The following is a 13952-nucleotide window of genomic DNA, read 5'->3' as shown; positions in this document are numbered from 1 at the left end:
CATGAACGAGACCACACTGGCAGGAACACCGGCCGTGCAGGCGCGCGGGGCGGTGGCCGATCCATTGGTGATCGATGGCGTGGCGCTTGGGTCCCGCCTCATCATGGGCACCGGCGGCGCGCCGAGCCTGGACGGGCTGGGTGCGGCGCTTGTTGCCTCCGGAACCGAGCTGACCACGGTGGCGATGCGCCGCTATTCGCCGGCGGAGACGGGCTCGCTGTTCCAGCTGCTCGAGGACCAGCAGATCCGGGTGCTGCCCAACACGGCCGGCTGTTTCACCGCCAAGGACGCCATCCTCACAGCCGAGCTGGCCCGCGAAGCCCTGGAAACGGACTGGGTCAAACTCGAAGTCATTGCCGACGAGCACACCCTGCTGCCGGACGCCGTCGAACTCGTGGACGCAACCGAACAGCTTGTCGCCCGCGGCTTCAAGGTCTTCGCCTACACCAATGACGACCCCGTGCTTGCCCTCCGGCTGGAAAACCTCGGCGCCACGGCCGTGATGCCGCTGGGCGCCCCGATCGGTACCGGCCTGGGCATCCTGAACCCGCACAATATCGAGCTGATCGTCTCGCGGGCGTCCGTGCCGGTGGTCCTGGATGCCGGAATCGGCACGGCCTCGGACGCGGCGCTGGCGATGGAACTTGGCTGCGATGCCGTGCTGCTGGCAACGGCCGTGACCCGGGCCCAGAACCCCGTGCTCATGGGGGAGGCCTTCAAACACGCTGTCATCGCCGGTAGGCTGGCAAAAAAGGCCGGCAGGATTCCGCGCCGCGAGCACGCCCTGGCGTCCTCGGCGATGGAGGGCCGGGCCGAGTTCCTGTAGGCGATTTCCTGTAGGACAGGGTCCGGCTTTGCCTCCGGCCCATTCGCCGCCAGTTCATTCGCCGATCCAGTTCATTCGCCCAACCAGCACAGGAGCCTGCAGTGGCAGCCACGGACGACGTCCTTACCCGGCCACAGATCGATCAGGCCCTGGCGGGCCTTCCGGATTGGCGGTACCGCCTGGGCGGCCTGGTGACGGTCTACAAATGTCCGACGTCGGCCGCGGCGCTGGAGCTTGTTGCCGCCGTCGGGCGCGTGGCCGAGGACCAGAACCACCACCCGGACCTGGACTGGCGCTACAACCGCGTGTTCCTGCGCTTCACCTCGCACGACGCGGGCACGGAGGTCACGTCCCGGGACGTCCGGGCCGCGGCGGCAGTCAGCGGGGCGGCCCAGGGCGTCAGTGCCGCCGCAGAGCCGGGCCTGTACCGGACGGTGGACATCGCCATCGATTCGGAGGACCCCGCCGGAGTTTCGGAGGTTTGGCGGATCGCCCTCGGCTACCGCAAGGGCCGGTTCGGCGACCTCGTGGACCCCTACGGACGCGGGCCCGGACTGTGGTTCCAGGAGACCTCCACCCCGAACGCCAACCGCATCCACCTGGACATCCACCGGAGCAAGGCCGAATCCGGGCCCGTCCTGGAAAAGACTGCGGCGACCGGGGCCTTAATGAACCGTGACCACGCACCCAAGTGGGTGGTGGTCACGGATGCGCAGGGTAACCGGCTGTGCCTGTGCACCGAGGACGGCCACGGGCCGGACCTGCCGGCGTAGCGCCTAGAGCTTCAGGATGGCGGTGAGCCGATCGGTGTCCTGCCGGGTCCGGGATTTGCCCAGGTAGATAACGGCCGCGATCGACGCCGCCGCGCCGAAGACCATCGGCAGGATCCACGGGATCCAGGTCAGGCCCGGCTGGTAGCCAAACCCGGCCGCCATGAAGATGATCCAGCTCAGCATGCCGACGGCCGTTGCAACTCCCGCCGGGACGCTGATCCCGTATTTCGTGTGCCGTTTGTCGTTGGCCCACACCACAAAGCCCGCAGCAACGGTCACCATGGCGACCACAATCAGGGAAAGCATTCAGGACACCTCGCGCTAGTCAAGAAAACGGCTGTGAAACGGTTTGGAAAACCGGCTGTGAACGGGTTGTGAAGCCGCTCCAACGCCGGCCGGGCTGAGCCTAGAGTGCGCCGAAACCGACGCGGCGGGCTTCTTCTGCCCCGATTTCAACGTAGCCCAACACGTTGGCGGGGACGATCACCAGGCGGCCCTTGTCATCCTTCAGACGAAGTTCGCCGCCCTTGGCGATCGCGTCGCCCACCACCTTGGCGACGGCGTCGGCGTCCTGGGCCGATTCGAGGACAATTTCTCGGCCAATGTTCTGAATACCAATCTTTACTTCCACAGCAAGGCCTCCCAGCCAGTCAAAACCGAATAAACGTCTAAGGTCAATCTCTAGTTGTACTCTAGGTCTCTTTGGGGAAGCGGGAGATTCCGCGCCAAGCTAAACGGTAGATCAGGTCGCTGGCCACATCGAGGTCCAGGTTTCCGTCCGTTTCCAGCCAGTACCGGGCGCTCACCTGGGCCAGCCCGGCCAGTCCGCGGCCCAAAAGCTGGGATTCCAGTTCCGGAAGCTTGGTGTCCTCGGCGATGACGCGCGCGACGGCGTCGGCAAAGGTCTTGTTGAAGGCTTCCAGCCGTGCGCTGACGTCGGGATCGTTGATCAGGTCAGATTCGAAGACGAGCCGGTGCGCCTGGTCGTCGTGGGCGATGAAGCGGAAGTAGGCGCGCATGACCGCCTGGACGCGTTCGTCATTGTCCGTGGTGGAGTTCAGGGCGCCCAGCAGGAGGTCGATCAGCTTGCTCAGGTGGCTGTCCAGCAGGGCCAGGTAGAGGTCCCGCTTGGACGGGAAGTGCTGGTACAGCACCGGCTTGCTGACATGGGCGGTCTCGGCGATCTCATCCATGGCGGCCCCGTGGTAGCCGTTCGCCACGAAGACCTCCTGCGCTGCCGCCAGCAGCTGCGCCCGGCGTTCATCACGGGGGAGCCGTGCCGAGCGCTGTCCGCTCCGCGTTTGCCCGGCCGGCGGTTTGCCGGTCTCGTCCCGCTCCACCGGTGCCTGATGAACCACTGTCGGCCTTCTTTCCCTCTACATCCACTTGCCCGCAGGGCACTCAACTGAAAAACACTCAACTGAAAAGAACCCTACGGAAAAGCACTCAACTGCTGTGCACTGCATTCAACTACACTTTACGCGCGGGTAATATGACCTGGCGGTATCTTCGGGCATAGATTGAAGTATGGCTTCCAAGTTCACCGCCCCCGGTGCCCCCGCAACGCCCCCGACGCAGCTGGATCCGCTGCCAGGACCGCTGGTTGACCCGGCATCGGAGCTCAGCCTTGCGGAGGTGGAACGCTATTCGCGCCACCTGATCATTCCCGAGATCGGCGCGATCGGCCAGCGACGCCTCAAGAACGCGAAAGTCCTCGTGATCGGGGCAGGAGGCCTGGGATCCCCGGCCCTGCTGTACCTCGCCGCCGCCGGTGTCGGCACACTGGGCATTGTTGACGACGACGACGTCGACCTCAGCAACCTCCAGCGGCAGATCATCCACGGCGTCGCGGACGTGGGCCGGCCCAAAATCGAGTCCGCCCGCGATGCCATTGCGGCCCTTAACCCGCTGGTGGACGTCCGGCTCCACAACGTCCGCCTCGACGCGTCCAACGCACTGGAACTCTTCGCCGACTACGACCTCATCCTCGACGGCGCCGACAACTTCGCCACCCGCTACCTCGTCAACGACGCCGCCGCCATCCTCGGCAAGCCCTACGTCTGGGGATCGATCTTCCGCTTCGACGGCCAGGTAAGCGTCTTCTGGGAACAGTTCGGGCCCACGTACCGGGACCTCTACCCGGAGGCGCCCCCGGCCGGATCCGTGCCCTCCTGCGGCGAAGGCGGCGTGTTCGGCATGCTCTGCGCCGCTGTCGGAGCGCTGATGGTGACCGAGGCCGTCAAACTGATCACCGGCGTCGGCCGGTCCCTGCTGGGCCGGCTGGCCCTCTATGACGCGCTGGGCGGGACCTGGCGCGAGATCAAAGTGGCCCGGGATCCCGCGGCCGAGCGGATCACCGAACTCACCGATTACGAGGCGTTCTGCGGGATCACCCCGACGGCGGACGCGGGAACCGAGCACACTGTCACGGCCACCCAGCTCGCCACGATGCTGGCCTCGCGCAAGGCCGGGCTCAAGGACTTCCAGCTCGTGGACGTGCGGGAGCAGGGGGAGTACGAGATCGTCCGCATCGACGGCTCGGTGCTGATCCCGCAGGGCCGCATCCTGGCCGGGGAAGCGTGGCCGGAACTGCCGCAGGATGCCGATATCGTCTTCCATTGCAAGGCCGGAACACGGTCCGCCGCCGTCCTGTCCGCCGCCCGTGCCGCCGGGTACCAGCGCGTCAGCCACCTCGAAGGCGGCATCCTTGCCTGGGTGCGCGACGTCGAACCCGGGAAGCCGGTGTACTGAGCCGGTGTACTGAGCCGTTTTACTGAGACCATGACCCAGAACAACAGCGAGGAACCCACCATGACATCCCAGCGCAAGATTGGCTCCGGCTTTGGCCGGGATTCGACGGCGGCCGAGGTCATTGCCGGCATCGACCTGACCGGGAAAACCGCGATAGTCACGGGCGGCTACTCGGGCCTGGGCCTGGAGACCGTGCGGGCCCTGGCCTCCGCCGGCGCCAGCGTTGTGGTGCCGGCCCGGCGGCCGGAGCACGCCCGCGATGTCCTGGCAGAGGCCGGGTTGTCGCCGGAAACCGGCGGCGGCGATGTCAGCGTCGCCGCACTGGATCTTGCCGACCAGGCCAGTGTGAAGGAGTTCGCCGCCGGCTTCCTGGCCGGCGCGGCGCCTGGCACGAGCCGCGGCCTGGACATCCTCATCAACAATGCCGCCATCATGGCAAGCCCGGAGCACAGGGTGGGTCCGGGCTGGGAAGCGCAGTTCGCCACGAACCACCTTGGGCACTTTGCCCTCACCAACCTGCTGTGGCCGGCACTCTCCGCAGCGCCGGGAGCCCGCGTGGTCTCGCTGTCCTCCACCGGCCACAAGCTCTCGCCGATCCGCTTCGATGACATCAACTTCGACGCCGGCTACGACAAGTGGCGGGCCTACGGCCAGGCCAAAACGGCCAACGCGCTCTTCGCCGTCCAGCTCGACGCCCTGGGCCGTGACTTCGGCGTGCGCGCCTTCGCTGTGCATCCCGGCGGGATCATGACCGAACTGCAGCGCCACCTGCCGCGCGAGGAGATGATCGCTGCAGGCTGGATGGACGAGCACGGCACGCTCGACCCCCGGTTCAAGACACCGGCGCAGGGCGCCGCCACCTCAGTTTGGGCCGCGACGGCGCCGGCCCTGGAGGGGATGGGCGGCGTCTACTGCGAGGACTGCGAGATTGCCGAACCCACGGTGACGGGATCGCCCGCAGCCAGGATCAGGGGCGTGGATGCCCATGCCGTGGACCCGGAAGCCGCCGCACGGCTGTGGCAGGTGTCGGCCGAAATGACCGGGATCAACGCTTTCCCCGGGTAAACCAGTTGAACAGCGTAGGCGGGTAAACCAGTTAAACCGGGTAGGCGCGGGAGCCGGTGGGCCGTGGAGGCGCGGGAACCGGCTACGCGGTTTCGCGGATGTCGCCGGCGCCGTGGTTCCCAGGGTTGTGGTCCGCGGTGCCGGGGCCCGCATCGGTGTGATCCACGGGGCACGCGGCCGCGGTACCGGGAGCACCGGCGGAGGGCTCCACCGTGATGCCGTACAGCGCCTCCAGGGCGGCAACGTAGGCGTCCTGCTGACCGTTGGAAGCCAGCTCGCGTGCCCGGACGGTGGGGACGTGCAGCAGTTGTTTCACCATGCGGCGCAGGGCGAACTCGACTTCCTCCGCGGCGGCGGTGCAGCCGTGCCGGGCGCGGACCTTTTCCATTTCCGCGTCCAGGACGTTCATCGTGTGGCGGCGCAACGCGACAATCGCCGAGTCCACCGACCGGGCCTCGCGCTCCTGTTCGAAGGCGCTGGCCGCCCCGGACACGATGCTGCTGGCCTGTTCGAGCGACTCCGCCTGTTCCTGCGGCGCCGCGAGGCGTACGGATTCCAGCGTGAGGAGTTCGACGCCGTCGAGGTCGCCCACGGCGGGGTCAAAGTCATGGGTCAGGGCGAGGTCGATCGCGATGAGCTGCTGGGGCGAGTTCGCCCGGATCCGGGCGAGTACGTCCGCTTCGACCCGGCTGTCGGAGCCGCTGCAGCCGATCATGACGTCGGCCGCGGCCACGGCCACCGGAAGCGTCGCCTCGTCCAGGGCAGTACCGCCCCGGGTGGCAACGAAACCTGCGGCGCGGCCGGAGGAGGAATAGACATGCACATCGGTGCAGCCGCGTTCGCGCAGCAGCGACATGGTGGCTCCGGCGTAGGCGCCGGTCCCGAAGACGACGGCTTTCTTGGCGGACCAGTCAGGGTTTTCCGAGAGGTCCGTGGCCAGATCCAGCGCCACGGAGACGATGGAGAGGCCGCGCGAACCCAGCGCCGTCTGGGCGCCGACGTCTTTGGCGGTTTTGGAGGCGGCCTGGAACAACCGGACCAGGCCGGAGCTGGCGGTGCCCTCGTGCTGGGCGGTGATCAGGGCGCGGCGCACCTGGCCGGCAATTTCGCGTTCGCCGACCACGGCGGAATCCAGCCCCGAACTGACCGCGAAGAGGTGCTGGCTGACCTCGGCGCCGGTCCGGGTGCTGAAGGCGCGGGAGACGAGCTGATCGTTGAGTCCGCTGGCACCGCTGATCTGCGTGATGAGGGCTGCCCGGGCTGCGCCGACCGCGTCGGCATGGGGGGCCTCGCCATAGATTTCCAGGCGGTTGCAGGTGGCAAGGACAACGGCACCCGCCACGGCCGGCGATCCGGCGAGGGCGGATGTGGCGAGCCCTGAAGCGCCGGTGCTCAACTGAGCAACGGTTTCGAGGTCGATGTCGGCGTGTGTAGCCACCAATGAAAAAAGAACCACAGCATCACCATCATAGCTTTTTCGTGCCCGTGTAGAACAACTGTCCGGGAGTGGGCTCAGGCACGCTGGCCTGTGATTCCCGCCACGGCGCAGCACTCGTGGCCAGTGTGAGAGTCGGCGTGACAGGCTGTCGTTATCTTTTGGACACAAATTTGGGCACAATCGAAGTCATGACTCCAAGCGCTGCGGCACGTGCCGGCACGACAAATTCCAGTACGTCCGAGACCGGTGCAGCAGACAGTGCTGCCAACAAGGGCGCCGTCGCCGGTGGCGCCAGCGGCCTCGATGCCGGCCACCCGCTGATGGACGGCCGCACGGCGGATTCGCCGCTGATCACCGCCTACCGCGGCGGCAAGCCCTCCCGCCGCCCCGTCTGGTTCATGCGGCAAGCCGGCCGCTCGCTGCCCGAATACCTCAAGATCCGTGAGGGCGTGGCGATGCTGGACTCGTGCCTGCGCCCCGAGCTGGCGTCCGAGATCACGCTGCAGCCGGTCCGCCGCCACGACGTCGATGCCGCCATCTTCTTTTCGGACATTGTCATCCCGCTCAAGCTGGCCGGCGTCGGCGTGGACATCGTGCCCGGCGTGGGCCCCGTCCTGGACGTGCCGATCCGCACGGCCGCGGACGTCGCCGCCCTGCCGCAGCTGACCTGGGAGGCCCTGGAGCCCATCCGCGAAGCCGTCCGGCTCACCGTGGCCCAGCTCGGGAGCACCCCGCTGATCGGTTTCGCCGGCGCGCCCTTTACCCTCGCGGCCTACATGGTCGAAGGCAAGCCGTCCCGCGACCACCTCGGCCCGCGCACCATGATGCACGCCGATCCGGAAACCTGGACTGCGCTGGCCAACTGGGCCGCCGACGCCTCCGGCATGTTCCTCCGCGCCCAGCTGGAGGCCGGGGCCTCGGCCGCGCAGCTCTTCGACTCCTGGGCCGGTTCACTGGGACTGGCCGACTACCAGCGCTTCGTTGCGCCGGCGTCGTCCCGTGCCCTGGACCATGTGCGCCACCTCGGCGCACCGCTGATCCACTTCGGCACAGGCACCTCGGAACTGCTCGTCGCGATGCGCGACGTCGGCGTCGACGTCGTGGGGGTCGACTACCGGCTGCCGCTGGACGAAGCCAACCGCCGCCTCGGCGGCACCGTTCCGCTGCAAGGCAACATCGACCCGGCCCTGCTCTCGGCACCATGGGAGATCCTCGAAGCGCACGTCCGCGACGTGATCGCGGCCGGTTCCGCCGCGCCCGGGCACGTGGTGAACCTCGGTCACGGCGTGCCGCCGGAGACCGATCCCGACGTGCTGACCCGCGTGGTCGAACTCATCCACTCCATCGCTCCGGAGTAACGGCGTGGACGCAGGCGCCGCCGGGGCGCCCACGCAGCGTACCGCCGTCGTGATCGGGGGCGGGATTTCCGGCCTGCTGGCGGCCCGGGAGTTCGCCCGCGCCGGCGTACCCACCACGGTCCTGGAAGCCAGTGATGTTTGGGGCGGCTGCGTCGGCAGCCATGCCGTGGCCGGATTGACCCTGGACAGCGGGGCGGAGTCTTTCGCGACCCGCACGTCCGCGGTGGCCGATCTTGCCGCGGAGCTTGGGATTGCCGGCGAGATCGTCGCGCCGAACCCCGGCGGAGCCTGGGTCCAACTGCCGGACGGCCCGCGTGAACTGCCCAAGACGGGGGTGCTGGGCATCCCGGCCAGCCCGTGGGACCCGGAAGTCCGCCGGTCACTGGGTCTGCTGGGTTCCCTCCGCGCCTCCGTCGACGCCGTACTGCCGGCCTCGCTGGGCACGGGGGCCGAGGCCACGAGCGTGTCCGAGCTTGTCCGCCGCAGGATGGGCAGGCGTGTGCTGGACCGGCTCGTCGCACCGGTGGTCGGCGGTGTCCACTCGGCCGACCCCGCAGTGCTCGACGTCGACATGGTGGCCCCCGGGCTGCGGGCCGGGATCCGCCAGCACGGTTCCCTCGCCGCCGCCGTCGCGGCGCAGCGCCGGGGAGCGCAGGTCCAGCCCGCAGGGCTGCAAAAGACCGAGTCCGCAGGGCTGCGGAAGGCCGGCTCCGCCGTCGCGGGCCTCCGCGGCGGAATGCATACCCTCGTGGCCGCGCTGCTGGCCGATCTGCGCCAGCGCGGCGTCACCCTGCTCAGCGGCACACCCGCCCGGTCCGTTCGGCGCACCGCCGACGGCTGGCAGGTCGTCACGGACGGGGCCACGTTCGACGCCGGTCTCCTGGCCGTTGCGCTGGACGGTCCCGCCGCCGTCGCGCTCCTGGCCGGATCCCTGCCCGAACTTGACCGGCTTCGCCCCGATGCAGGACCCGACGTCAGCCTGGTCACCCTCGTGGTGGATCTCCCGGCCCTGGACGCGGCGCCACGTGGCACCGGCGTCCTCGTGGCCCCGCAGATCCTTGGCCTGCAGGCCAAGGCGCTGACGCACGCCACCGCCAAGTGGGCCTGGCTGGCGGACCGGACCGGGCCCGGAAGGCACGTGCTTCGGCTCTCCTACGGACGGGCTGATACTCCCCGGGCTGTTGTTCCCCGTGCCACGCCCGAATCCCGTGGCGGGGGAGCCGCGCCGGCGCCTCGCACGGACCAGGAACTGTTCCGGGCCGCGCTGGCTGACGCTTCCGCGCTGCTGGGCGTGCCCGTCAGCGCGGACGATGTGGCGGGCTGGGACGTGGTCCGTTGGGCCGGGGCGCTGCCGTTTGCGTCCCTCGGCCACAGGCAGCGCGTCGCGGCCGTCCGGGGCATCTGCGCCGCTGACGGCACGCTTGCCGTCGTGGGCGGCTGGCTGTCGGGGAACGGCCTGGCCGCGATCGTCGCCGACACACCGGCGCAGGTCAGACGCCTGTTGACGTGAAATTGCCGGCCGCGGAGGCGTTTCTGCCAGCCCCTGGCGCACCCTCAGCCACAGGAACCACAACGGCTCCAAAGACACCCTGAACCACTCCGCCCCCATGGGTTACTTGCCGGTATTCCGCGGTTTTTGGCAGGTTTTCCCTCGCCGTGGATTCCGGCTAGGCTCGATGACCATGGTTATTTTCAGGTCCAAGGTGTCAACAACGAAGACCAGAGGCCATAGGAGCCTCCGACGCGGCGCAGTGGCAGCCGCACTCGGGGCGGTATTGGCTGCAACCGCGGGCGTTCCGGCCTCCCATGCGGCCACGGAATTGTCCGCGGCGGCGTCCACTCCGCCGACGGCCCAGGGCTCGCTGACCCTCGGCCTGGACGACGTGCTGGACAGCCTGCTGGGCTCCTCGACGACGCCGAGCTCCTCGCCGTCTGCCAAGTCGGAGTCCACCCCGTCAAAGTCGCCCTCGCGCAGCAGCAGCCCTCAGCCCACGATCCCCGAGTCCTCCAGCCCCGCCCCGAGCAGCCCCCAGCCCAGCACTCCGGAACCCACGGCCTCGGGCACCGGCGCCCCGCCGGCCAGCACTCCGTCCGCCACAGCCGCACAGCCGTCGGCGCCGCAGGGCCCCGGCGCGCCGGTGACTGCCCCGGAGACGGGTGTGCCCGCCGCAGGCGGGGCGGCCGGATCCGTTCCGACGCTGCCGGGCAGCGGACAGGCTGACGGCCAGCCGGCCGGGAGTGGCAGTGGTGCCGAACAGGCGTCCGGGTCCCAGCCCGGAGCCGCTGCGCCGGCCGCCGGCACCCCGGCGTCGACCTCGGCCGCAGCGCGGCCTTCCTCGACCGGTTCAACCACGGCGGAATCGACCAGTGCGCGCACCACGGGCAAGGGGCATTCGGGGAATTCCTCCCTGCAGGCCACGGCAGCAGTGGAACCCGCAGGACCGTCTCCGCTGATCGGCTGGGGCATCTGCCTGGTGGCGGTCTCGATCGGCGCCGGCGTTGCAGCCGTTCGGATGCGCCGGAGCTGACCGCCCGCCTGCCGCGCACACGACACCGCACCCGGCAGCCCACTGCACCGCGCACACCAAGCACCGCGCTCCCCACTGCACCGCACCCGCCTCCGTGTGAAATAAAGCACTTCTACAGCTCGTAGAAGTGCTTTTTTTCGACTTAGCTGGAGAGAGGAGGCACACTGGTATGCATGAGCCACACTTCTGCCGAATCTGTCACTAAAACCGGAATGTCAGCCCCCGGAGAATCAGTCGCCGGGGCATCGGCGTCCCAAGATTCAACTGAGCAGTTCTTCACCCTCTGGACCGTTTTCAAGCGGTCCGCGGACGTCCTGCGCGGCGCCGACGCAGCCGAGGACTTCGAATCCCTCATGAAGAGTCTCGCCGAAGCCGGCGTCGTCCACCGCGGCAGCTACGACGTTTCCGCCATGCGCGCCGATGCGGACATCATGGTCTGGCTGCACGGCCCCCGGCCTGAAGCGCTGCAGCGCGCGGTCCGGGACATCCGGCGCAGCAAGCTGTTCGCCGGCACCGAGATCGTCTGGTCCGCCATGGGCGTGCACCGCGAGGCCGAGTTCGCCAAGAACCACACCCCGGCATTCTCCCGCGGCGTGGAACCCGCAGAGTGGCTCTGCGTCTACCCCTTCGTCCGCTCCTACGAGTGGTACCTCCTCCCGGACGCCGAGCGCGGCGCCATGCTCCGCGACCACGGCATGCTGGGCCGCGACTTCCCCCAGGTCATCTCCAACACCGTCTCCTCCTTCGCCCTGGGCGACTGGGAATGGATCCTCGGACTGGAAGCGCCCGAACTCGTCGACCTCGTGGACCTGATGCGGCACCTGCGCGCCACCGAAGCCCGCCACCATGTCCGGGAAGAGATCCCCTTCTACACGGGCCGCCGCGTCACCGCCGCCGAGATTGCCGAGGTCCTTGCATGAGTCCGCTGGATCCCCAGGAATCCGCCGCCTCAGTAACCGCCACGAACACCGTCACCGATGCCGGCCGGATGGCCCCCAAAGAGTATGACGCTGTCCTGCTCGCCTCCTTCGGCGGGCCCGAAGGCCAGGAGGACGTTATCCCGTTCCTCCGCAACGTCACCCGCGGCCGCGGCATCCCCGACGAACGGCTCGAGGAGGTCTCGCACCACTACCGGGCCAACGGCGGCATCAGCCCCATCAATGGACAGAACCGCCAGCTCAAGGCCGCCCTCGAGGCCGAACTTGCCGGCCGCGGCATCGGGCTGCCCGTGTTCTGGGGCAACCGCAACTGGGACCCGTACATCCCGCAGACCCTGCAGGAGATCTACGACGCCGGCCACCGCAAGGTCCTCATGCTCACCACGAGCGCCTACTCCTGCTACTCCAGCTGCCGCCAGTACCGTGAGGACATCGGCCTGGCGCTGACGGAAACCGGTCTCGACGGCAAGCTCGAGGTCGACAAGGTGCGCCAGTACTTCGACCACCCCGGCTTCGTGGAACCGTTCATCGAGGGCACCGCCGCCGGACTCGCCGACGTCCGCGCCCAGCTGGCCGCGGCCGGCACCCCCGACGCTCCGGTGCACATCGTGTTCGCGACGCACTCCATCCCGACCCGCGACGCCGAGGCAGCCGGGCGGTCCGAGGGCGAGCCCCGCCAGTTCGAGGAAGATTCCGCCTACGCCGCGCAGCACCTGGCCAACGGGAGCGAGATCATCCGCCGGGTGGAGGCCGGGACGGGCCTCACCGCGCCGTGGTCCCTCGTCTACCAGTCCCGTTCCGGGGCCCCGCACGTGCCGTGGCTGGAACCGGACATCAACGACGCCATCGAGGAGCTCGCCGGCCAGGGCGTCAAGGGCATCGTGATTGTGCCCCTGGGCTTTGTCAGCGACCACATGGAAGTCGTCTGGGACCTGGACACCGAGGCGCTGGAGACCTGCGCCAAACTGGACCTCGCCGCCACCCGCGTCCCCACCCCCGGAACGCACCGCAAGTTTGTGGCCGGTCTCGTGGACCTGATCTGCGAACGGACCACCGCGAACAACATCGCCGAACGGCCCCACCTGACCGATCTCGGCCCGTGGTACGACATCTGCCGCCCCGGCTGCTGCGCGAACTTCCGCGGCGACAAGCCCACCATCGCCGGAGCCGACACCACGGTGGGGACGGGTCACGCGCCCTACCCGGCCACACCCGCGGCTGAGGACACGGCTGAGGACATGGGTGCACGGGCGGCGGGCCGGGGGACCCCATGACCGTCCGGATCGGCACCCGCGCCAGCAAGCTTGCCCTGACCCAGACCCAGCAGACCGCGGACCAGCTTGCCGCCGTCGGCGGGTTCCCTGTTGAACTGGTCCACATCCGGACCGAGGGCGATGTCCTGAAAGGCTCGCTGTCCCAGATGGGCGGAACCGGCGTCTTTGTCGCCGCGCTGCGCGATGCCCTGCTCCAGGACAAATGCGACGTCGCCGTGCATTCGCTCAAGGACCTCCCGACGGGTCCGGCCCTCGGCCTGAGCCTCGCGGCCACGCCGAAACGCGGCGACGTCCGGGACGTCCTGTGCGCCCGGGACGGGCTCAAGCTCGCCGACCTGCCAAACGGTGCCAGCGTCGGCACTGGGTCTCCCCGCCGCGCGGCCCAGCTCCGCGCCGCGCGTCCTGACCTGGACATCCGGGACATCCGCGGCAACGTGGACACCCGGCTGGGGCGCGTCCCCGGGCTGCCGGGCAACACGACCGACGCCGTCGTCGACGGCAAGTCCTGCGACCTCGACGCCGTCGTGCTCGCCGCCGCCGGGCTGCACCGGATCGGCCGGCTCGATGCCGTCAGCGAGTACCTCGAAACCGACGTCATGCTGCCCGCCGCAGGGCAGGGTGCCCTGGCGATCGAATGCCGCACCGCCGATGCGCCCCGCCGGGCCGGTTCCACGGCGGGCTCCCAAGGGGTGCTGGCGCAGGCCCTCGCGGCCCTCGATGATCTTGACACCCGGCTCGCCGTGACGGCCGAACGCGCACTGCTGGCCCGGCTCGAAGCCGGATGCGCCGCCCCCGTGGGAGCCTACGGCTACCGCAAAGGCAGCATGCTTTACCTCGAAGCCGTAGTCTGCGCGGTCGACGGCACGGCAACGGTCCGCGACAAGAAAGCCACCGACGGGCTCACCGAAGTCGGGGCGACGCTGCTGGGGATCGAGCTGGCGGAAGTCCTGCTGGCCCGCGGCGCCGCCGACATCGCGGACCTGGCCGCTTCCTGAACCGCG

General features: G+C 69.1%; 14 protein-coding genes. 10 read left to right on the top strand and 4 right to left on the bottom strand.

Features of this window, described 5'->3' with window-relative positions; genetic code table 11:
• Nucleotide 1 precedes the first annotated feature (1 nt).
• Nucleotides 2-826, top strand: a complete 825-nt coding sequence (locus AC1DEY_RS15010) for a thiazole synthase (RefSeq protein WP_441407364.1) — start codon at nt 2-4, stop codon at nt 824-826.
• 101 nt (nt 827-927) lie between these two features.
• Nucleotides 928-1599: a 4a-hydroxytetrahydrobiopterin dehydratase gene (locus tag AC1DEY_RS15005; RefSeq protein ID WP_476868629.1), complete on the top strand. Its 672-nt coding sequence runs from the start codon at nt 928-930 to the stop codon at nt 1597-1599.
• A gap of 3 nt (nt 1600-1602) precedes the next feature.
• Here the strand turns inward: AC1DEY_RS15005 and AC1DEY_RS15000 are convergent, their stop codons facing one another.
• From AC1DEY_RS15000 to AC1DEY_RS14990, 3 genes are all read right to left on the bottom strand, one after another.
• Nucleotides 1603-1905, bottom strand: coding sequence for a hypothetical protein (locus tag AC1DEY_RS15000; RefSeq protein ID WP_476868628.1), 303 nt, complete (start codon nt 1903-1905; stop codon nt 1603-1605).
• A gap of 100 nt (nt 1906-2005) precedes the next feature.
• Nucleotides 2006-2230 carry a DUF3107 domain-containing protein gene (locus tag AC1DEY_RS14995; RefSeq protein ID WP_441407367.1) on the bottom strand — a complete coding sequence of 75 codons (225 nt, stop codon included), beginning with the start codon at nt 2228-2230 and terminating at the stop codon, nt 2006-2008.
• A gap of 61 nt (nt 2231-2291) precedes the next feature.
• A complete protein-coding gene (locus AC1DEY_RS14990; RefSeq protein ID WP_476868645.1) occupies nt 2292-2939 on the bottom strand; it encodes a TetR/AcrR family transcriptional regulator in 648 nt (215 codons plus the stop codon).
• 187 nt (nt 2940-3126) lie between these two features.
• On the opposite strand from AC1DEY_RS14990, the gene moeB reads away from it, so the two are divergent.
• Nucleotides 3127-4350 (top strand): molybdopterin-synthase adenylyltransferase MoeB, encoded by a 1224-nt coding sequence (moeB, locus tag AC1DEY_RS14985; protein WP_476868627.1) that lies wholly within the window; start codon nt 3127-3129, stop codon nt 4348-4350.
• A 30-nt stretch (nt 4351-4380) separates the two neighbouring features.
• Nucleotides 4381-5415, top strand: coding sequence for an SDR family NAD(P)-dependent oxidoreductase (locus AC1DEY_RS14980; protein ID WP_476868626.1), 1035 nt, complete (start codon nt 4381-4383; stop codon nt 5413-5415).
• Nucleotides 5416-5497: 82 nt separating this feature from the next.
• On the opposite strand, the gene AC1DEY_RS14975 is transcribed toward AC1DEY_RS14980, so the two are convergent.
• Complete coding sequence (locus AC1DEY_RS14975) at nt 5498-6871, bottom strand: glutamyl-tRNA reductase (protein ID WP_476868625.1); 1374 nt, start codon at nt 6869-6871, stop codon at nt 5498-5500.
• 170 nt (nt 6872-7041) lie between these two features.
• Here AC1DEY_RS14975 and hemE point away from each other — a divergent pair, with 170 nt between their 5' ends.
• The 6 genes from hemE (at nt 7042) to hemC (ending at nt 13946) form a co-directional block, all read left to right on the top strand.
• Nucleotides 7042-8211, top strand: a complete 1170-nt coding sequence (gene hemE / locus AC1DEY_RS14970) for a uroporphyrinogen decarboxylase (RefSeq protein ID WP_476868624.1) — start codon at nt 7042-7044, stop codon at nt 8209-8211.
• 4 nt (nt 8212-8215) lie between these two features.
• Nucleotides 8216-9721 carry a protoporphyrinogen oxidase gene (gene hemG, locus AC1DEY_RS14965; RefSeq protein WP_476868623.1) on the top strand — a complete coding sequence of 502 codons (1506 nt, stop codon included), beginning with the start codon at nt 8216-8218 and terminating at the stop codon, nt 9719-9721.
• Nucleotides 9722-9962: 241 nt separating this feature from the next.
• Nucleotides 9963-10739: a hypothetical protein gene (locus AC1DEY_RS14960; protein WP_476868622.1), complete on the top strand. Its 777-nt coding sequence runs from the start codon at nt 9963-9965 to the stop codon at nt 10737-10739.
• A 173-nt stretch (nt 10740-10912) separates the two neighbouring features.
• Complete coding sequence (gene hemQ, locus AC1DEY_RS14955; protein ID WP_476868621.1) at nt 10913-11659, top strand: hydrogen peroxide-dependent heme synthase; 747 nt, start codon at nt 10913-10915, stop codon at nt 11657-11659.
• Complete coding sequence (locus AC1DEY_RS14950; protein ID WP_476868620.1) at nt 11656-12951, top strand: ferrochelatase; 1296 nt, start codon at nt 11656-11658, stop codon at nt 12949-12951. The genes hemQ and AC1DEY_RS14950 overlap by 4 nt, the downstream gene beginning before the upstream one ends.
• A complete protein-coding gene (hemC, locus tag AC1DEY_RS14945) occupies nt 12948-13946 on the top strand; it encodes a hydroxymethylbilane synthase (RefSeq protein ID WP_476868619.1) in 999 nt (332 codons plus the stop codon). The genes AC1DEY_RS14950 and hemC overlap by 4 nt, the downstream gene beginning before the upstream one ends.
• Nucleotides 13947-13952 lie beyond the last annotated feature (6 nt).

Source organism: Arthrobacter sp. 05T47 (assembly GCF_056395825.1).
Note: the sequence above shows the minus strand (reverse complement) of the source record. Positions and strands in the feature narration are given on the sequence as shown.

What these genes read in the sequence shown, in the direction of transcription:
- moeB (WP_476868627.1), top strand. Translation starts at nt 3,127, where the DNA reads ATGGCTTCCAAGTTCACCGCCCCCGGTGCCCCCGCAACGCCCCCGACG.
- hemE (WP_476868624.1), top strand. Translation starts at nt 7,042, where the DNA reads ATGACTCCAAGCGCTGCGGCACGTGCCGGCACGACAAATTCCAGTACG.
- hemC (WP_476868619.1), top strand. Translation starts at nt 12,948, where the DNA reads ATGACCGTCCGGATCGGCACCCGCGCCAGCAAGCTTGCCCTGACCCAG.
- AC1DEY_RS14980 (WP_476868626.1), top strand. Translation starts at nt 4,381, where the DNA reads ATGACCCAGAACAACAGCGAGGAACCCACCATGACATCCCAGCGCAAG.
- AC1DEY_RS15010 (WP_441407364.1), top strand. Translation starts at nt 2, where the DNA reads ATGAACGAGACCACACTGGCAGGAACACCGGCCGTGCAGGCGCGCGGG.
- AC1DEY_RS14950 (WP_476868620.1), top strand. Translation starts at nt 11,656, where the DNA reads ATGAGTCCGCTGGATCCCCAGGAATCCGCCGCCTCAGTAACCGCCACG.
- AC1DEY_RS15000 (WP_476868628.1), bottom strand. Translation starts at nt 1,905, where the DNA reads ATGCTTTCCCTGATTGTGGTCGCCATGGTGACCGTTGCTGCGGGCTTT.
- hemQ (WP_476868621.1), top strand. Translation starts at nt 10,913, where the DNA reads ATGAGCCACACTTCTGCCGAATCTGTCACTAAAACCGGAATGTCAGCC.